General features: G+C 71.6%; 15 protein-coding genes and 1 riboswitch. Of the genes, 8 read left to right on the top strand and 7 right to left on the bottom strand.

Translation table 11 applies throughout. The features are described from left to right. Nucleotides 1-37: 37 nt before the first annotated feature. Entirely contained in the window at nucleotides 38-1,651 is a 1,614-nt protein-coding gene (locus tag IEZ19_RS16860) for a DUF5691 domain-containing protein (protein ID WP_189311996.1), read from the top strand. 128 nt (nucleotides 1,652-1,779) lie between these two features. Here the strand turns inward: IEZ19_RS16860 and icmB are convergent, their stop codons facing one another. Then, nucleotides 1,780-2,196: a coenzyme B12-dependent isobutyryl CoA mutase small subunit gene (gene icmB, locus IEZ19_RS16855; protein ID WP_189311995.1), complete on the bottom strand. Its 417-nt coding sequence runs from the start codon at nucleotides 2,194-2,196 to the stop codon at nucleotides 1,780-1,782. A 302-nt stretch (nucleotides 2,197-2,498) separates the two neighbouring features. On the opposite strand from icmB, the gene IEZ19_RS16850 reads away from it, so the two are divergent. Both IEZ19_RS16850 and IEZ19_RS16845 read left to right on the top strand, forming a co-directional pair. After that, nucleotides 2,499-3,365, top strand: a complete 867-nt coding sequence (locus IEZ19_RS16850) for an esterase/lipase family protein (RefSeq protein WP_189311994.1) — start codon at nucleotides 2,499-2,501, stop codon at nucleotides 3,363-3,365. A 256-nt stretch (nucleotides 3,366-3,621) separates the two neighbouring features. Continuing rightward, a complete protein-coding gene (locus IEZ19_RS16845; RefSeq protein WP_229840389.1) occupies nucleotides 3,622-5,112 on the top strand; it encodes a M23 family metallopeptidase in 1,491 nt (496 codons plus the stop codon). A 34-nt stretch (nucleotides 5,113-5,146) separates the two neighbouring features. Here IEZ19_RS16845 and pcrA read toward each other — a convergent pair whose 3' ends face one another. After that, a complete protein-coding gene (pcrA, locus tag IEZ19_RS16840; protein WP_189311992.1) occupies nucleotides 5,147-7,630 on the bottom strand; it encodes a DNA helicase PcrA in 2,484 nt (827 codons plus the stop codon). Between the two features lie 355 nt (nucleotides 7,631-7,985). Beyond that, nucleotides 7,986-8,157, top strand: a riboswitch (cyclic di-AMP (ydaO/yuaA leader). Nucleotides 8,158-8,165: 8 nt separating this feature from the next. Between pcrA and IEZ19_RS16835 the strand changes: the two genes are divergently transcribed. Next, a complete protein-coding gene (locus IEZ19_RS16835) occupies nucleotides 8,166-9,344 on the top strand; it encodes a C40 family peptidase (protein ID WP_189311991.1) in 1,179 nt (392 codons plus the stop codon). A 179-nt stretch (nucleotides 9,345-9,523) separates the two neighbouring features. Next, entirely contained in the window at nucleotides 9,524-10,492 is a 969-nt protein-coding gene (locus IEZ19_RS16830; RefSeq protein WP_189311990.1) for a tellurite resistance/C4-dicarboxylate transporter family protein, read from the top strand. A 41-nt stretch (nucleotides 10,493-10,533) separates the two neighbouring features. On the opposite strand, the gene IEZ19_RS16825 is transcribed toward IEZ19_RS16830, so the two are convergent. After that, the gene (locus IEZ19_RS16825) at nucleotides 10,534-10,887 is read right to left on the bottom strand and encodes a hypothetical protein (protein WP_189311989.1); all 354 of its coding nucleotides are present in this window, start codon (nucleotides 10,885-10,887) and stop codon (nucleotides 10,534-10,536) included. Between the two features lie 477 nt (nucleotides 10,888-11,364). On the opposite strand from IEZ19_RS16825, the gene IEZ19_RS16820 reads away from it, so the two are divergent. Further along, nucleotides 11,365-12,426 carry a C40 family peptidase gene (locus IEZ19_RS16820; RefSeq protein ID WP_189312135.1) on the top strand — a complete coding sequence of 354 codons (1,062 nt, stop codon included), beginning with the start codon at nucleotides 11,365-11,367 and terminating at the stop codon, nucleotides 12,424-12,426. Between the two features lie 79 nt (nucleotides 12,427-12,505). Here IEZ19_RS16820 and IEZ19_RS16815 read toward each other — a convergent pair whose 3' ends face one another. Continuing rightward, nucleotides 12,506-13,246 carry a LuxR C-terminal-related transcriptional regulator gene (locus tag IEZ19_RS16815; protein ID WP_189311988.1) on the bottom strand — a complete coding sequence of 247 codons (741 nt, stop codon included), beginning with the start codon at nucleotides 13,244-13,246 and terminating at the stop codon, nucleotides 12,506-12,508. Next, on the bottom strand, nucleotides 13,243-14,535 hold the full coding sequence (locus IEZ19_RS16810; RefSeq protein WP_189311987.1) for an ATP-binding protein: 1,293 nt from the start codon (nucleotides 14,533-14,535) through the stop codon (nucleotides 13,243-13,245). Before IEZ19_RS16810 ends, IEZ19_RS16815 begins: the two co-directional genes overlap by 4 nt. Before the next feature lie 265 nt (nucleotides 14,536-14,800). On the opposite strand from IEZ19_RS16810, the gene IEZ19_RS16805 reads away from it, so the two are divergent. Continuing rightward, a complete protein-coding gene (locus IEZ19_RS16805; protein WP_189311986.1) occupies nucleotides 14,801-16,228 on the top strand; it encodes a PspC domain-containing protein in 1,428 nt (475 codons plus the stop codon). After that, complete coding sequence (locus IEZ19_RS16800; protein ID WP_189311985.1) at nucleotides 16,215-16,460, top strand: hypothetical protein; 246 nt, start codon at nucleotides 16,215-16,217, stop codon at nucleotides 16,458-16,460. Before IEZ19_RS16805 ends, IEZ19_RS16800 begins: the two co-directional genes overlap by 14 nt. A gap of 26 nt (nucleotides 16,461-16,486) precedes the next feature. Here the strand turns inward: IEZ19_RS16800 and IEZ19_RS16795 are convergent, their stop codons facing one another. Together IEZ19_RS16795 and IEZ19_RS16790 are read right to left on the bottom strand one after the other, a co-directional pair. Next, a complete protein-coding gene (locus tag IEZ19_RS16795; protein WP_189311984.1) occupies nucleotides 16,487-17,017 on the bottom strand; it encodes a DoxX family protein in 531 nt (176 codons plus the stop codon). Nucleotides 17,018-17,209: 192 nt separating this feature from the next. Beyond that, on the bottom strand, nucleotides 17,210-18,487 hold the full coding sequence (locus IEZ19_RS16790) for a hypothetical protein (RefSeq protein WP_189311983.1): 1,278 nt from the start codon (nucleotides 18,485-18,487) through the stop codon (nucleotides 17,210-17,212). Between the last annotated feature and the right edge of the window lie 294 nt (nucleotides 18,488-18,781).

The following is an 18,781-nucleotide window of genomic DNA, read 5'->3' as shown; positions in this document are numbered from 1 at the left end:
AACGGAGCCGGTGGAGCACGCACAGAAAGGGAGTCGTATGAGGGAGGCCTCCACGCCCGACGACCGGCCGGACCGCTGGGAGGAGTTGGTCACGGCCGCACTCCTCGGCACCGACCGCCGCGCCCCCGTGGGCGGTGCCCCGGGCCGGGAGGCGCCGGTGGCGCTGCTGGACGCGGCGGCCATGGCGGCCGTACGGCGGCGGGCGGGTCTGCGTCCGGCGCCGGCCGCCCGGCGTGTGGAGCCGGCCGCCGAGGACGCGCGCCCGGCGCTGCCCGAGGCGGCGGCCCGCAGGCTCGCCCTGCTGCTGGCCGACCGGCCCGGCACGGGCGGCGGCCGCCGGGGCACCTCCCCGGACCTGATGGAGCTTCTGCCCCAGTGGCTGGCGACGGCCAACGCCCACGGGTACGCGGCGCCCCCGCAGACCTTGCCCGCGCTCCTCGACGCGGCCCGGGGGCGCACCGATCTGCGGCCCGCGGCGCTGGCGTTCGCGGGGCCCCGGGCCCTGTGGCTGGCCCGGCTGAACCCGGACTGGCGGTTCGCCCTGCGTGCGGCACCGGGCGGCGGGGCCGCGCTGCCGGACCTACAGGACACCGGCGAGGTGCAACGGCTGTGGCAGGAAGGGCTGTTCGCCGAGCGGGTCGCGCTGCTCGGGGCGGTACGGGCGGACCGGCCCGCTGTGGCACGTGAGTTGCTGGAGGCGACGTGGGCGACGGAGCGCGCGGAGGACCGGCTGATGTTCCTCGACTCGCTGCGCACCGGACTGAGCGCCGAGGACGAGCCGTTCCTGGAGCGGGCGCTGAGCGACCGCAGCCGCAATGTGCGGTCGACGGCGGCGGAGTTGCTGTCCGCGCTGCCGGATTCGGCGCTCGCCGCGCGGATGGCCGTCCGGGCCGCGGCCTGCGTGGCCCTCGACCGCACGCTCGAGACGCCGACGATCGCGGTGGAGGCGCCGCTTGAGTGCGACCCGAGGATGGAGAGAGACGGTGTCGTGGCCAAACCTCCGACGGGTAGAGGAGAACGGTCGTGGTGGCTCGGCCAGTTGATGGAAGCGGCGCCGCTCGGGACGTGGCCGGGGCGGCTCGGCGGGCGTACGCCCGAGGAGATCGTGACACTGCCGGTGGCGGACGGCTGGCAGGGCGAACTGCACGCGGCGTGGTGCCGGGCAGCGGTACGGCAGCGGGACGCCACGTGGTCGCGGGCCCTGCTGGGAGCGCCCTCGGCGCTCGAGGCCGGCGGACCGGGAGCGGTGTCGCTGGCAGACCGGGCCAAGCTGCTGAGCGTGCTCGACACCCGGGAACGCGCCGAGTGGGTGGCGGGGTTCATCGCGACGCACGGCCTGTCCGAGGCGTTCCAGTTGCTCGGGGTGTGCGCGGTGCCGTGGGCCGCGCCGCTGGGACGGGCGGTGGTGGACGCCCTCGACATCGCTCGAGACGCGGGGAGTTATCCCTGGAGTTTCAGTGGAGTGATGGGACTGGCCGAGCGCTGCCTGGATCCCGCGGAGGCCGCGCGGCTGGAGGGCCTGCTGGCGGTACCGGACGAACGGGAGGACGCGTCGCCGGGGGCCGGGGGGTACTGGGCGGAGGCCTTCCAGAGACTCATGACGACGCTGCGGTTGCGGGCGGCGATGGCCGGGGAACTGGACGTCAGCTAGGTGCGCTCGACCCCGGCCCTCGGCTCTGGGGGCTGCGCCTGCGCCTCCGGACTTCGCTTCGGCCTGAACGGCCTCGTCCTCGAACTCCCCCAGATGGAGTACCCCCGGACGGGCTGGTGAATTCCGGACTAGGCCTCGGCGGGCTGCCGCACGTTCTCCCTGACCCACTCCACGATCGAAGCCGTCGTCGCGCCCGGGGTGAAGATCTCCGCGACGCCCTTCTCCTTCAGCGGCGGGATGTCCGCCTCGGGGATGATGCCGCCGCCGAAGACGAGGATGTCCTCGGCGTCGCGCTCCTTGAGGAGGTCGATGACGGCCGCGAACAGTGTGTTGTGGGCGCCGGAGAGGATGGAGAGGCCGATCGCGTCGGCGTCCTCCTGGATCGCCGTGTCCACGATCTGCTCGGGCGTCTGGTGGAGCCCGGTGTAGATGACCTCCATACCGGCGTCGCGCAGCGCCCGCGCGATGACCTTCGCCCCGCGATCGTGGCCGTCGAGCCCCGGCTTGGCCACCACCACGCGGATCGGACCGGCTGCCACACCCATCACTGCCTCCATGAAGCGACTGGATCCATCCGTACCGAGAAGTACCGCACATTCCGCGCGTGCCGCCACCCGTCGCGAAGTGAACGAACGTTATCTCCAGCATCGCGCAACCGGCAGTTTCGCGGCAGTGACCGAGGGGGAAATCACACGATGGGACACGTTCGGGAGCCGCAGCGTGGTCCGCAGGGACGCGAAGGGTGCACAGGGAGGTATTTCGCACCCTCGACGCCCCTCTGCTCGGCTTCCCACGAGCGCACACGGGGGACGGAGCCGTCCTCCCGTGTGCCGACAGGAGGTCGGCCATGAAGGTCACCAGGGCTCTGGAGCCCCTTCGCCCGCTCGGTCAGCTCCTGATTCCCGCCCGGCTCGCGGGACTCTCCCTGGCCTTCCTCAAGGCCACCGCCCTGGAGATCACGATCCTCGCGGGGCACCTCCTGCTCTATCCGACCGGCATCGTCCAGGAGCGCCGCTCCCCGGCCCGCGCCCTGCCCTCGGCGGAGGACGCCGCGCGGCTGCCGGTCCAGGCCGCTCCCCCGGTCGTCCTGCTGCACGGTTTCATCGACAACCGCTCGGTGTTCGTGCTGCTGCGCCGCAGTCTCGCCCAGCACGGCGGACAGCAGGTGGAGTCGCTCAACTACTCGCCGCTGACCTGCGACATCCGCACCGCGGCCGAGCTGCTCGGCCGGCACATAGAGGAGATCTGCGAGCGCACCGGCAGTCCGCACGTCGACATCGTGGGGCACAGTCTCGGCGGTCTGATCGCGCGTTACTACGCACAGTGTCTCGGCGGTGACCTGCGGGTCCGCACGCTGGTGACGCTGGGGACCCCGCACTCCGGCACCCGGGCCGTCCCGCTGGCGGACGCACACCCGATCGTGCGCCAGATGCGCCCGGGCTCGGAGGTCGTCGAGGAGCTGGCCCGGCCCGCCCCCGGCTGCCGTACGCGCTTCGTCAGCTTCTGGAGCGACCTCGACTCCCTGGTGGACCCGCTGGAGAGCGCCTGTCTCGACCATCCCGACCTGATGGCACAGAACGTGCGGGTGACCGGGATCGGGCATCTCGCGCTGCCCGTGCATCCGGCGGTCGCGGCCGGGATACGGCAGGCCCTCGACTTCGAGCCGCCCGAGGCTCCCGCCACGGCGCACACCGGCGGGCTGACGGTGGCCTGACGATCGCCTGAGACACCGCCGGCCCGAGCGGGCGGCACAGCCGGTTCACCGCCCGCTCGCCGGTACCGAAGAGCGACCAGACATCGAACAATCATCGAACACAAAGCCAAACCCAGGTCCACCGCCCCCGAAACACGGCCGAATGCCCGTTTCCTGCGTGCGCGAAACCGGCCGAAGATTGTCGCGCCCGCGTACTGCCGGGTACAGTCACCGCACTGCTCTGGCAGCCCCTGTTGTCGAGGCGAAAGAGAAGTTGGTGAACGACCGTCACCCGTCGGGGACCATGACCACCCCGACTCCGGCTTCCGATGCCGCCTCGGCGCACTACGCGTCGTACGGCGCGCAGGAAGCCCAGTACGGCGGCTTCACCACGTACGACGGCTACGACGCGAACGGTTTCCACACCGGCGCCCAGACTTCGGCCTTCGAAGCCGACCCCCTCTTCGGCAACCTCCCGAGCGAGAGCCACGCGACAGGCGGCCACCAGTCCACGTATCACGACCCGTACGCGGCCCAGCACAACGCGGTCTACGACAGCGGCACCTACGACAGCACCGCCTGGACCGTCCCCGCGCAGGCCTCGTCGGCCGACAGCAGCGGCCAGTGGGCCGCGAGCGCCTGGCTCCAGCCCGCCGAGCAGGCCGCCGCCGACCCCCACCAGCAGTGGGAGTGGGGCACACAGACCTTCGAGACCGGCACGTACGACGCGACGCAGTGGAACACCGCGGGCACGGCCACCGCGACCGACCCGTACGAGCAGCACGCCGAGCCCTTCGAGCAGCAGCACGCGTACGAGGACGCGACGGGCTACGAGGACGCGACGGCGTACGAGAATCCGGCCTACGCCGAACACGACTTCGCGGAACACGGCTACGCCGACGCCGAACACGAGGAAACCTCCCCGGACGACGGCGAGTTGACCTCCACCGGTGAGATGCCCGCCGTGCCCGAGCTGCTGGACGAACAGGATGAGGTCGTCCCGGTCGCCCGCACCGGTTCGCGCCCCGGGGCCCGCTCCCGGCGCCGTTCGCCCGCCAAGCGCTCCGCGCTGCTCACCGTCGCCGTGCCCTCCGCCTGCGTGATGGGCGTGGCCGGGATCGCCGCCGCCTCCGTGGGCAACATGGCCGGCGACGGCCAGGACACCTCCGCCACCGCGTCGGACGTGCACTCGGTGAAGCCGTCCACGGCCAACAACAAGCTGGACACGCAGCTCGCGAGCCTCTCTGCCGGCGCCGACGACTTCGCCGACCGGGCCAGCCGTACACAGGAGCGCATCGACCTCAAGGCCGAGCAGGCTGCCGAGAAGAAGCGGGCGGCGGAGGAGGCGGCCCGCAAGGAGCGGCTGCGCCCGAAGTTCGCGCTTCCGGTCCTCCAGCACGGCCTCAGCGCCTACTTCGGCCAGGCGGGCGTCAACTGGATGTCCGTGCACACGGGCATCGACTTCCCCGTCTCGTACGGCACGACGGTGATGGCCGCGACCGACGGAACCGTCCGCACCCAGTGGAACAGCGCCTACGGCAACATGCTGATCGTGACGGCGATGGACGGCACGGAGACCTGGTACTGCCACCTCTCCAGCTACCGCGTCTCCTCCGGCACCGTCGTCAAGGCCGGTGACCCGATCGCGTACTCCGGGAACTCCGGCAACTCCACCGGCCCGCACCTGCACTTCGAGGTGCGGCCCGCCGGCGGGTCGGCGATCGACCCGCTGCCGTGGCTGCGCAGCCACGGCCTCGACCCCACCTAGGCCGAGACCCTCGGCCTCTGAGACTCAGAGCGCCTCAGAGCTTCTCCACCGGCGCGTACCGCAGCACCAGCCGCTTCGGCTTGGCATCTCCGAAGTCGATCGTCGCCTGGGCCTTGTCGCCCTCGCCCGTCACCGCGAGGACCGTGCCGAGCCCGAACTGGTCGTGCGTCACCCGGTCCCCGACAGCCAGGGACACCACCGGCTTCTGCGTGGCGCGGTTCGTGGCGAACCCGGACGCGCCCGACGCCGAGGAGCGCGAGCGGGTCGAGGACAGCGAGGCCGCGATGCCGGACGCCGGGCCGGAGGACACGGGCGCGGTGACTCCCGTGCGCTTCCACTCCACGTGGGCGCCCGGGATCTCCTCCAGGAAGCGGGAGGGCGGGTTGTAGGACGGCTGGCCCCAGGCGCTGCGCAGCGTCGAGCGGGTGAGGTAGAGCCGCTCACGCGCGCGCGTGATGCCGACGTACGCGAGGCGGCGCTCCTCCTCCAGCTCCTTGGTCTGACCCAGGGAACGCATGTGCGGGAAGACGCCGTCCTCCATGCCGGTCAGGAAGACCACCGGGAACTCCAGGCCCTTGGCGGTGTGGAGGGTCATCAGCGTGATGACGCCGGAGCCCTCCTCGTCCTCGTCGGGGATCTGGTCGGAGTCGGCGACCAGCGCGACCTGCTCCAGGAAGTCGGCCAGCGTGCCCTGCTCCCCGCCCTCGCGCTCCTGCTCGAACTCCAGGGCGACGGCGGCGAGTTCCTGGAGGTTCTCGATCCGGGTCTCGTCCTGGGGGTCGGTCGAGGACTGCAACTCGGCCAGGTAGCCGGTGCGTTCGAGTATGGCTTCCAGGACGGTCGCCGGTCCCGCGCCGGACTCGACGATCGTACGAAGGTCCTCCATCAGCGTGTTGAACCGCTTGACGGCGTTGGTCGAGCGGGCCGCCATGCCGTACGCCTCGTCGACACGGCGCAGCGCCTGCGGGAAGCTGATCTTCTCTCGTTGGGCGAGGGCGTCGATCATCGCCTCGGCGCGCTCGCCGATGCCGCGCTTGGGGACGTTGAGGATGCGGCGCAGCGGGACCGAGTCCTCAGGATTCGCGAGCACGCGCAGGTAGGCCAGGACGTCCCGGACCTCCTTGCGCTCGTAGAAGCGGACACCGCCGACGACCTTGTAGGGCAGGCCGACGCGGATGAAGACCTCTTCGAAGACACGGGACTGGGCGTTGGTGCGGTAGAACACCGCGACGTCGCCGGCCTTCACCTCGGCCGCGTCCGTGAGCCGGTCGATCTCGTCGGCGACGAACTGCGCCTCGTCGTGTTCCGTGTCGGCCACGTACCCGGTGATCTGCGCGCCCGCACCCGCGTTGGTCCACAGGTTCTTGGGGCGGCGGGACTCGTTGCGCTCGATGACCGCGTTGGCGGCGGACAGGATCGTCTGCGTGGAGCGGTAGTTCTGCTCCAGGAGGATCGTCGTCGCGTCCGGGTAGTCCTCCTCGAACTGGAGGATGTTGCGGATCGTCGCGCCGCGGAAGGCGTAGATCGACTGGTCGGCATCGCCCACGACGCAGAGTTCGGCGGGCGGCAGGTCGTGCTCGGCCGGCGGTACGTCCTCGTCATGCCGCGGCGTGCCGACGAGTTCGCGCACGAGCGCGTACTGGGCGTGGTTGGTGTCCTGGTACTCGTCGACGAGGACGTGCCGGAAGCGGCGGCGGTAGTGCTCGGCGACGTCCGGGAACGCGCGCAGCAGGTTGACCGTCGTCATGATCAGGTCATCGAAGTCGAGGGCGTTCGCCTCGCGCAGCCGGGACTGGTAGAGGGCGTAGGCCTGGGCGAGAGTCTTCTCGAACCCGTCGGCCGCCTGCGAGGCGAAGTCCTCCTCGTCGATCAGCTCGTTCTTGAGGTTGCTGATCTTGGCGCTGAAGGACTTCGGCGGATAGCGCTTGGGGTCGAGATCGAGATCACGGCAGACGAGCGCCATGAGCCGCTTGGAGTCGGCGGCGTCGTAGATCGAGAACGAGCTGGTGAAGCCGAGCTTCTTGCTCTCGCGGCGCAGGATGCGCACGCACGCGCTGTGGAAGGTCATCACCCACATCGCGTTCGCGCGTGGGCCGACGAGCTGCTCGACGCGCTCCTTCATCTCGCCGGCGGCCTTGTTGGTGAAGGTGATCGCGAGGATCTGTCCCGGGTGCACCTGCCGCTCGCCGAGGAGGTACGCGATGCGGTGCGTGAGCACGCGGGTCTTGCCGGAGCCGGCTCCGGCCACGATGAGCAGCGGGGTGCCGGAGTGGACGACAGCCGCGCGCTGGTTCTCGTTCAGCCCTTCCAGGAGGGCGCCCGCGTCGAGGACCGGGCGGGGGGCACCGTCGCGGTAGTGGGTGTCCCGGTCCGGCGGCACGTCGAACTTCCCGCCGAACAGATCGTCCGGAATCGGCTCCGGAGCGTGATCGTCCTCGGGCGGTGGCGGAGGTTCCTCCTCGTGCCCGTGGGGGGCTCGGAGGTTCGCCAGGAAGCTGTCGTCAAAGAGGCTGCTCATCGCTCTCCGAGTCTAGGGCGCCCCACCGACAACCGGTCGCCGCCCCGAGAACATCCCGGGTTCTCCTGCGCCGGGCACGGCCGTCACCAGGCACAACTGTCCGATCACGATGCGCGACGGGCCGTAATCCTGTCGGGTTCCACTCTCACGGCGCCGGGACGCCACCCGCCCACGCGATGGACAAAAGAGACAAGTCGCCGATCGTCACCATGTATCGGCCACACCTCACGGCGCCTTGACCAAAGGTCACGAAAATGTATCGGGCATATCACCCATCAACCTTCACAGGCGCCTCACCAGTTGGCTACCGTTCCGGGCAGGCCGTACGACCCCCACCGGCGAACGTCGCCGGGCCGCACGGCCTCCGCCGAGTCCGGTGTGCCACCCCGAGGCAGCCGGAGCCGGGGACCCACCGACCTGGGGTGAATCGACCCACGTCCCGTCACGGGACCGGGTCGTAGGGCAAGCCTTCCGAACCATCCGCCCGAACCCGACAGCTAACTCGGCAGGCGGAACATGGAAGGAGTCGCCTCTCTTGGCGTCGCACCGCAAGCCGCGCCCCGCGAGCACGCGCATAGCCGGCATAGGCACCCCCGCCCTCGCCACCGCCGCTCTCACCTCCGTGGCCCTGCTCACCCAGACGGCCAACGCCGCCCCCTCGGACGACGGCAAGCCGAGCATCGAGGAGGTGCAGAAGAAGGTCGACGATCTCTACCGTCAGGCGGAGTCGGCGACCGAGAAGTACAACTCGGCCAAGGAGAAGTCCGGCAAGCAGCGCAAGCAGGTCGACACACTCCTGGACGATGTGGCCCGGCGCACGGACAAGCTCAACAAGGCCCGCGAGGAACTCGGGACGTTCGCCGCGGCCCAGTACCGGACCGGGGCCGCCGCCCCCGACACCGCGACCTTCCTGCTGGCCGACAACCCCCAGGACTACTTCGACCAGACCCAGCTGATGGGCCGGATGACCTCGCGCCAGAAGGGCGCCGTCGACGACTACATCACCCAGCAGTCCACGACGATGAAGAAGCGGCAGGAGGCCACCAAGAGCCTCGAGACGCTGAACGAGTCGCAGAGTGAACTGAAGACCGCGAAGGCGACGGTCCAGAAGAAGCTCTCCACCGCGCGCGAGCTGCTGTCCAAGCTGACGGCGGAGGAGAAGGCACGGCTCGCCGCCATCGAGAAGCAGAAGCAGGAGGAGGCCGCGCGGAAGGCCGCCGAGCTCGCCAAGCAGCAGGAGGCGCAGAAGGCGGCAGAGGCGGCGGCGCAGCAGGACAGCAGTTCCTCGGACACGACCGGCTCCTCGGGGTCGTCGACCTCGTCCGGCGGTTCCACGTCGTCGTCCGACTCCTACGCCACCAAGGCCGACAAGGCGATCGCCTTCGCCCGCGCCCAGATCGGCAAGCCGTACGTCTGGGGCGCGACCGGCCCCGACTCGTACGACTGCTCCGGCCTCACCCAGGCCGCCTGGAAGGCCGCCGGCGTCGACCTTCCGCGCACCACCTGGGACCAGGTCGACGCGGGCACGACCGTCTCCCTCGCCGGCGCCCAGCCCGGTGACCTGATCTTCTTCTACGACGACATCAGCCACGTCGGCCTCTACATCGGCGACGGCATGATGATCCACGCCCCCAAGCCCGGCGCCTACGTCCGCGAGGAGTCGATCTACTACGCGGGGGACTCGATCATCCACAGCGTGGTACGACCGGCCTGATCGTCGGCGGCGGTCGGACGCCCGGTACCGGCCGCCGCCACCGCGCCGGGTGCGCACGTGACGCGCCCCCACCCCCACGCACCACCCGGGCCCGCCCGTGTCCCGCACCCGCGCGTTTTTGCGCTCCCCGCGCGCGTGCCCCGCCCGGATCGTGAGCGGTGATCCTTAGCATCGGGCCCATGCCCGGCACCTCACCCCTTCGCGCCTGGTGGGCGCAGCGTCCGCCCGCGGCCGGGGCCGCAGTGATGGCGACCGGGATCGTGTCGGTGGGGCTGCAGATGATCCGGCAGGAGTTACTGTCCCGGGTCTTCCTCGCGATGGCCTGTGTCGCCTGGCTGGCGCTCGCCGCATCCTTCGTCGTGGGGCTGCTGGTCGCGCGGGAGCGCTGGGTTACCGAGGCGAAGACGCCGGGCGCACTGACGGCCGTGGCCGCGACCACCGTGCTCGGCACCCGTTTCTCCACGCTGGGCCGGCTGGAACTGGCGGAGGCGCTGTTCGCGCTGGCGGCCGTGCTGTGGCCGGTCCTGATGCTCCTCGTCGTACCGCACTGGCACCGGCACATGCCCGGCGCGGTGTTCCTGGGCTGCGTCGCCACCGAGGGGCTCGCCGTCCTCGCAGCCACCCTCGCCAAGGCCGAAGCGACGGCCTGGCTCGCGCACACCGCGCTGGTGCTGTTCTGGCTCGGGCTCGTGCTCTACTGCTTCGCGCTGGCCCGCTTCGAACCGCGGCAGCTCACCGAGGGCGCCGGGGACCAGTGGATCGCGGGCGGCGCGCTGGCCATCTCGGCACTGGCCGGGGCGAAGCTGATCGCCGCCGACGGCCCGCGGCTGCATCTGTGGAACGACGACGACCGGGACGTCCTGCGCAAAGTGACCGGCGCGCTGCTCGTCCTCGTCCTGGCCTGTTACGTCGTCCTGCTGGTCGCCGAGTTGGTGCACCTGCGGCCGCGCTACGACGTACGCCGCTGGGCGACCGTCTTCCCGATGGGGATGACGGCCGCGGCGACACTGTCTGGCGCCGCCGTCCTCGGGGTCCCGTGGCTGAAGGGCCCCGGGCAGGTCCTGGTGTGGATCGCGGTGGCGGTATGGATCGCGGTCGCCGTGGGCGCGCTGGCGGCGGCCCGCGCCCGGCTCAGCGCCGCACGCTGAGCGTCACGCCGGCGTCCGCCGCATCCCCGGCAGGGCGTACCTCACGTCCACAGCACGGCGATGAAGATGTTCGCCAGGGTGAGCAGGCCCACCAGGCCGAAGAGGCGCTTGTCGACGTGCTCGTCGTCCCGCTTCACGTAGACGAGCCCGAGGATCACGATCAGCACGGCCAGTTTCACGCCGATCTTGATGTTGTTGACGTGGTGGTCGTCGGCCTGGTTGAGGCCGACCAGGATCACACCGGTGACCAGCATGGTCAGCGCGCCGTGCAGCATCGCGGGGACGAAGCGGGCGGTGCCCTTGCCCATCGCCTTCATCTGCGTGAGGAAGCCGCCGAGGAGTGCGCCGATGCCGACGATGTGCAGGCCGACGAAGAGATGGATGAGTACGTCCATGGTCCGGAGCCTAATCAGGTGCCGGGCGCCTACGGCCACCGCCCCACCCTGGACAGCCATCGCCACCGCCCCCCGAGCGCCTGAACCGGCGCGCATATATGCACCCCCATAGCACCCCGCCGCCGCCACATGTCCCCGAACCCCCGCTTCGGTCATCGCGTCACGCGAAGTCGGCGGCTCCGGACAGGGATCACGGTCATTTACGGTCACCGGCGGTCCCCTGCCATCACTTCCGCACATAGCGTTACCGACCCGACACACTCAGGTTTAGCGTCCTCCACCAGGTGACCGGCTCCCCACCGCCGCCCGGGCCAGGGGCGGCAGTCGGACACCTCCGCCGAGAAGTCCGGCGGTGGCCCGCTTCCCCTGTGCGGGCCACCGCCGGACGCCCCAGCCGCTCCCCGGCGGACGTACGGCCGCTCCCCCCGGCGGACGTACGGATGGCCAGGCGGTCGCAGGAAGGACGTGAGGGTTCAGGTGGCAGCGCACCGCAAGCCCCGGCAACGCTCGCTCGGCGGTCCCACGTCCCGGACGGCCGTGACCATGGCCCTGGCAGGCGCGGCGACCGCGACGGCCTTCGACGGGACCGGGCACGCCGAGCCGCAGCTGACGCCGGCACAGGTCAAGGCCAAGGTGGACAAGCTGTACCAGGACGCCGAGGTCGCCACCGAGAAGTACAACGGAGCCAAGGAGAAGGCCGATACGGCCGAACGGCGGCTGAAGGAGCTGGGGGACGAGGCCGCCCGCAGGGAGCTGAAGCTCAACTCGGCGCGCGAGGCGCTGGGGACGGTCGCGGCGGCGCAGTACCGCACCGGGGGCCTCGACCCCGTGCTGCAACTGGCGCTGTCCGACGACCCCGACCGCTACCTCGACGGGGCCGCGTTCGCCGAGCGGGTGGGTGACCGGCAGTCGCAGGCCGTGTCCCGTGTTCGCGAGCAGCTGCGGGAGATCGAGCAGCTGCGCGGGGCCGCCCGCGTCGAACTGGTCTCGCTCAGGTCCCGGCAGGCCGAGCTGAAGCGGCACAAGAAGACGATCAACGGGAAGCTGTCCGAGGCACGGCAGTTGCTGGGCCGGTTGTCGCCGCAGGAGCGGGCCCGTATCGCGGCCGACGGCGGCACGGCGGGGCACGCCTCACGGTCGGCCTCGGGCGCGCGCGACGCCCTCGGCGCCGGTTCCGTCGCGGCCCCCAACTCCCTTGCCGCAGCAGCCATTTCCTACGCCTATCGGAAGCTCGGCAGCCCCTACGTCTGGGGCGCGACCGGCCCGAACTCCTTCGACTGCTCAGGCCTCGTCCAGGCCGCCTACCGCTCCGCGGGAGTCTCCCTCCCCCGCACGACGTACGCCCAGATCAACGCGGGCCGACGCGTGTCACGGTCCGAACTCCGGCCCGGGGACCTGGTGTTCTTCTACTCCGGCATCAGCCACGTCGGCCTCTACATCGGCAACGGGCAGATGATCCACGCCCCGAACCCCTCGGCCCCCGTACGGCTGGCCCCGATCGACCAGATGCCGTTCGCGGGGGCGACGCGAGTGGCGTGAGCGGTGTCCGCCGACCTCGAGGCAGTTGCCGCCCTCAGCGCCGCTGTGGCCGGACTCGAACCACCGCGTCACCGGATGCTCACACCAGCCGTCGTGCCGTCGCCCAGCGGGTCAGCTCGTGGCGGTTGGACAGCTGGAGCTTGCGCAGTACCGCCGAGACATGCGACTCGACCGTCTTCACGGAGATGAAGAGCTGCTTGGCGATCTCCTTGTACGCGTACCCCCGGGCGATGAGGCGGAGCACCTCGCGTTCGCGCTGGGTGAGGCGGTCGAGGTCCTCGTCGACCGGCGGGGCATCGGTGGAGGCGAACGCGTCGAGGACGAAGCCGGCCAGCCGCGGCGAGAACACGGCGTCGCCCTCCTGGACTCGGAAGATCGAGTCGACCAGGTCGGTACCGGTGATCGTCTTGGTGACGTAGCCACGGGCGCCGCCGCGGATCACGCCGATCACGTCCTCCGCGGCGTCCGAGACGGACAGCGCGAGAAAGCGGACGGGCTGCTCGCTGTCGGCCATCAACGGGGCGCAGCGGCGCAGCACTTCGACGCCGCCGCCGCCCGGCAGGTGGACGTCGAGGAGGACCACCTCGGGGCGGGTCGCGGTGATGACCGTCACCGCCTGGTCGACATCGGCGGCCTCGCCGACGACCTCGACGCCGGTCTGCTCGGTCTGGCCGATCTCGGCCTGGACGCCCGTACGGAACATGCGGTGGTCGTCGACGAGGACGACGCGCACGCGGCGCTCCCCCGCGCCGCCGGGCCGGGCGGGTCCGGCCGCCTCCGCGGCACCCGTCGTGCCGTTCGCCTCGGTCGCGTCGCTCATGACGTCTCCTCTGCCCTCTCCATCTCCAGCTCGACCTCCGTACCGCCGTCCGGCACCGGCCGCAGCCGCGCCGTGCCGCCGTTGCGCTCCATGCGGCCGATGATCGATTCTCTGACGCCCATGCGGTCGGCGGGTATCGAGTCGAGGTCGAAGCCCGGACCCCGGTCGCGGATCGACACGAAGACGGTCCTGCCCTCGACTTCGGCGTAGACCTGCACGGCGCCGCCCTCGCCACCGTACTTGGCGGCGTTCACCATTGCCTCACGCGCGGCCTGCATCTGAGCGCCCGTCTTCTCGTCGAGCGGGCAGTCGCCGACCACGACGACCTCGATCGGGACGCCGTGCTTGTCCTCCACCTCGGCCGCGTTGCGCCGCACCGCCTCGGCGAGGGTGGCCGGCTCGTCCGCCTCGTCCTTGCCGGTGCCCTCGGGGTTGTAGAGCCAGGTGCGCAGGTCGCGCTCCTGGGCTCGGGCGAGGCGGCGGACCTCGTTCGCGTTCTCCGCGTTGCGCTGGATCAGGGTCAGGGTGTGCAGCACGGAGTCGTGGACGTGTGCTGCGACCTCGGCGCGCTCCTGGGCACGGATGCGCATCAGGCGCTCCTCGGACAGGTCCTGGGTCATCCGCACGAGGTACGGCCCGGCGAGCAGCGTTATACCGACGAGGACCGCGAGGGCGGCCTGGAGGACCGAGCCGAGGTGGGCGGCCGAGCCCTGCAGGACGAAGATGCCGGTGACACCGGCGGTGACGAGCAGCACACCGGCGCCCGCGCGCAGCAGCGTGAGCGTACGGCGGCGGCGGCCGACCTCGACCCAGCGGGCCCGGCGGGCGTTGTCCGCCTGGCGCCAGACGAGGGCGACGCCGGCGGCGACCAGGACGGCGGGGAGGAGATACGCCTTGGCGCCGGTGCCCAGCTTGACGCTGCCCACGAAGACCATGGACACGACGACCATGAGGAGCAGCGCGACGATCTGGCCCTTGTCGGGCTTGCGGGTGACGAGTCTGCGACGGCCGTCCGGTGAGGTCTCCGTGCCGACCAGGGACGGCGAACGCTGGTCGCCGACACCGCCGACGCCGAGGGGTACGAAGAACCAGAACGCGGCGTACAGCAGCGCGCCGAGGCCGTCGGCCATGAACAGGCCGACGAAGACGAGCCGCACCCAGACCACGGGCAGCCCGAGGTGCCCGGCGAGGCCCCGCGCCACTCCGCCGAGCCAGCGGCCGTCGCTGCTTCGGTAGAGCTTGCGCGGCGGCCGCGGGTCGTCGAGTGGCGCTGCTGCGGCTTCCGGCATGCCAACGATGGTCACACGGCCGCAGGTGCGGAGCATCAGGGTCGGCCCCCTAGACTCCCCTGATCTTCGGGAAAGTGGCCTTGGGCTTCGAGGACGGGGGTCTCGAGCTTCGGGAAAAAGGGGACCGGGCAGTCGGGAGGAGGGGACCGGGCGGTCGGGGAAAGGCCCTTCGAATGCCTCCCTGCCGCGTCTCAGGGCCGATATCAGGGTTCCGCCAGGGTCATCCCGACTGCCGCGGCGGCGGCACGGCCGTCACCATGGACGCATGACAGATCACGAGCACGCCGCGACGGGTCCGGGACCCGGCACCGGCCCGCGCCCCGCACCGGGCGCCGGGCCGGCGGATGCCGCGCCCGCCGCGGGCCCCGCGGCGGGGCCCGCCGGGGAGGGGACGGCCGCCGGTGAGGGCGCGGTCGTCGAGTCCCCGCGCAGGTTCCGGCGCGACCGCCGCCACAAGATGGTGGCGGGCGTGTGCTCCGGGCTCGGCCGGCACACCGACATGGATCCCGTGATCTTCCGCATCACCCTCGCGGTGCTCGCCGCGACGGGCGGGATCGGCCTCATCTTCTACGGATTCGCCTGGCTCTTCGTGCCGTACGACGACGAGGAGGAGAACGAGGTCCGCAAGCTGCTGACCGGACGGGTCGACGGACAGGCGCTCGCGGCCGTGCTGTTCGCCCTGGTCGGCTGCGGGGTGTTCCTGACGATGCTGAGGAACGGCGGGGTGCTGACGTTCGCCGTCGTCCTCTCCCTCCTGCTCGCGGGCGCCGGTTACTGGTCACAGCGGCGCGGCGCCCCCGACCCCGATCCGCTGGCGGCGCAGGCCGTCGCGGACGCTCCCCCGGAGGCCCAGGCACCGCCGGCGCCCACCGCCTATCCCTCCTGGTGGCGCGACCCCATCATCAAGGACGGCACGCACGTCGGCGGTACCGGCTATCTGTGGGGACCCGGCGACTCCCGCGACCGGGACATCTCGGCTGCCGTCAACATCAGCCTCGGCCGCACCACGAGCGCCCGCGAGAACATACGCGCCTTCTATGCCACGCCCCCGAGACCGCGTGGCCCGCGCTGGGTCGGCGGCTGGGTGTTCCTGCTCGCCCTGCTGGCCGGCGGCCTGGGCACCGGCCTCACCTGGGACGGGCACCCGCTGGGCACCAGCGTGCAGGCCGGTCTCGCCTGCGCCCTCGTGGTCTTCGGTCTCGGCGTCGCGGTCAGTGCGGTCCTGGGGCGTACGGGTGCCGGGTCGGTGTTCCTGGCGGTCGTCACGGCGGCGCTGCTCGCGGGCTCGGCGGCCCTGCCGAAGGACATCACCACGCACTGGAGGCACACGTCGTGGCAGCCGGCGGCGGTGGCGGACGTACGGCCGAAGTACGACCTCGGTACCGGCGTCGGCACCCTCGACCTGAGCGGGGTGCGCCTCGCCAAGGGGCAGACGCTGGCGACGAGCGCCCAGGTGGGGGCGGGCCAGTTGAAGCTGCTCGTGCCCGCGGACGCGACGGTGCGGCTGAGCATCGACGTGGGGGTGGGCGACATCCAGTTGCCGGGGGACGACAAGAAGGACGTGGACGTGGAGCCGGGCAAGCACAAGGACGTGACGCTGACTCCGGCGGCAGGCGGCAAGCAGGGCGGCACGTTCGACATCAACGTCTCGGTCGGGGTGGGACAGGCGGAGGTGAGCCGTGCTGCGTCATGAGTTCCAGCCGGGGAGGCTGGTCGCCGGACTCTTCCTCACGGCCACGGGCGCGGTGTTCGCCGGTGACGCGGCCGGGCTGTGGGAGACACCCTGGTTCGCGGTCGTGCCGCTCGTCGTGGGCGGCCTGTGCCTCGCGGGGGCGACGGCCGTGCTGACGCGGACCGTCCGCAGACGGCGTGGGCCCGGCCGTACGAACACGGCCGGGCCCACGGGGACCGAGGTACGGAACTGATCCCGACCCCGGCAGGACGGCAGGAGCTACCGGAACCCTCCCGACCGTTGCCGTCGCCTCGACCGGATGGCGGCGTCCAGGGAGAGGTAGGGGGCACCTGCCAGGACGAGGGGCAGCCAGGCCATCAGGTAGGCGAGGTCGTTGCCGTAGTAGTAGGGGTCGGCGGCCCAGCTCATCGTCAGCCACAGGCTGAGGGAGATCAGCGCGCCGCCGAGTGCGGCGAGGCGGCCGAGCAGGCCGATCAGGGTGCCGATGCCGACGGCGAGTTCACCGAAGGCGATGGCGTAGCCGAAGCCGACGGGGTTCTTCAGGGCCATGTCGACGAGGGCCGGGATCGCTGCGGAGTCGCGGACGCCGCGCATCATGTCACCGATCGACCCGGCCCCGCCCGACTTCATGAAGGCGCTGTCGGTCAGCTTGTCCAGGCCGGCGTAGACGAAGGTGACGCCGAGAAAGATGCGCAGAGGGAGAAAGGCATAGCGGGTGGCGGTCTCCCGCCAGTCGCGGCCACTGTCGAGATAAGGAGTGTGCGTATCCGTACGAATCCCGTGAGTCATCGCTCCCAGCCACCTCTCGCCGCGGTAAGACCCCTCGACAGACCATACGTACGACAACCGGCTCGCGCTCACCTTCTCCGGGACGTTTTTCCGAATCCGCCCGATCAGATGTGCGCCAGAAGAAGGGCCACGGTGAGGCCGGGGAGGCCGTCCGGGTGATCCTGGATCAGGACGCCGTCGCTCATCGTCGGCTCAGTCCGTGATCTCCACCTCGCAGCGGTTCGTGGCCACGCCCCCTGCTGTGACCACCTGGACCTCCACCAGGCCCGGCTCGACATCGGCGGGCACGGGGACCTTGAGCATCGTGTCCGTGGGGTTGTTGAATCCGCCGGTGACGGGGATCAGGGGGACGTGGACATTGACCGGGCCGATGCGGACGACCATGCGGGAGAGGCGGTCGGCGGTATCGGCGCCGGGCGGGACGAAGCCGGTGCCGCGGATCTCGATGTCGTCGCCGGTGCGGATCGGCCCGTCCAGGTCGCCGGCCTCGCGGGCGCGGACCACGGAGAGGATGACGGGGCGCCCGCCCTCCGCGTACTTGCCGGCCAGGTAGGTCGCGGCAGAGATGAGGACGAGCACGGCGAGCCCCCAGGGCAGATCCGGGAGTTGGTCGGGGCGGCGGGCCAGGCGGACGGCGGCGAAGACCAGGGCGACGGCGCCGATCACGACGTACTGGATGTCGGCGAAGGTGCCCCGGCCGGAGTCGTCGGTCAGCAGGTCGGCGGCGCGCGGCCGGTGGGCCCGTACCTTCTGCAGCCGCTGCGCGAGGATGCGCAGGCCCACCACCCGGCGGACCAGCACGGCGATCCCGCAGACCACGGCGAGGACGGTCACCACACCCGCCCCGCGTGCGAGGTCGAGCCCGGAGATCAGCGCGTCGCGTTCGGCGGGGTCGGAGGCGGCGGCGAGGCGGCCCGCCAGGACCAGGACCGCGTACGCCACGAACAGCACCCAGGCCGCCGCGACGGTCCGGGACGTCGACATGCGGTTGTCCTCGCCGATGACCGGGGCCAGCGCCCCGCCGCGCGCCCGGTGGAACCAGGAAGCGGCGGTCAGCGCGCCGGCCGTCACCAGCGCGGCGAGCAGTCCGGCGGTGCGCGCGCTCGTCCAGCCCGCGCCGATCGCCGTCAGCGCCTGCACCAGCAGCAGCACGACGACGGCCGACCACAGGGCGTAGAGCGTGCGCAGCCACAGACGGGCCAGCCACGCCTCACCCTCCGCACGGCCGCGCTCGGCGACGACCTCGGCGGACTGCGTCAACTCCTCGGAGACCCACTGGCGGGAGGCGGAGGCCGAGTGGGACACCGCCGCCGGCAGCCCCTGTCCGGCGGCGAACTCGTCTCGTTTGAGCAGGAATTCGGCCACCGCCCGCCGGTGTCCCTCGCGCGCCCCGTGCGGGCAGTCCCCGCAGGTGCAGCCGCCCCCGTGGGCGGCGCTCTCCGCGCCCTGCCTAGCCTCCTGCACCGCCACGCCCGATGCCCGCCTTCCCGACGTACCGCGGCGCCCGCCGGCGGCCCCGTCCGAGGCCCGCCGAGTCGCCGCACAACTCCCCAGTGATGACAGCGAATTGTGCCCTACGCCACGTCGCGCCCCGTCGGCAGGTGCGGTCACCGCGGGTGAAGCCCGACCCGCCGTGTTGACCCGGCTGCGAGAATTTCCGTATGCCGAGATCATCCGGCGCGACGGGACCTGGGCGGCAGAGTGCTGGTGCTGTGGGCGGGAAGGTTTGCCGGGAAGCTCGCGGCGTCCGGTGCGGTGCATCGC

Origin of the sequence: Streptomyces brasiliensis, from assembly GCF_014647875.1 — a bacterium.
Classification (GTDB): domain Bacteria; phylum Actinomycetota; class Actinomycetes; order Streptomycetales; family Streptomycetaceae; genus Streptomyces; species Streptomyces brasiliensis.
The sequence above is the reverse complement of the archived record's forward strand: the minus strand, read 5'-3'. Positions and strand labels throughout refer to the sequence as shown.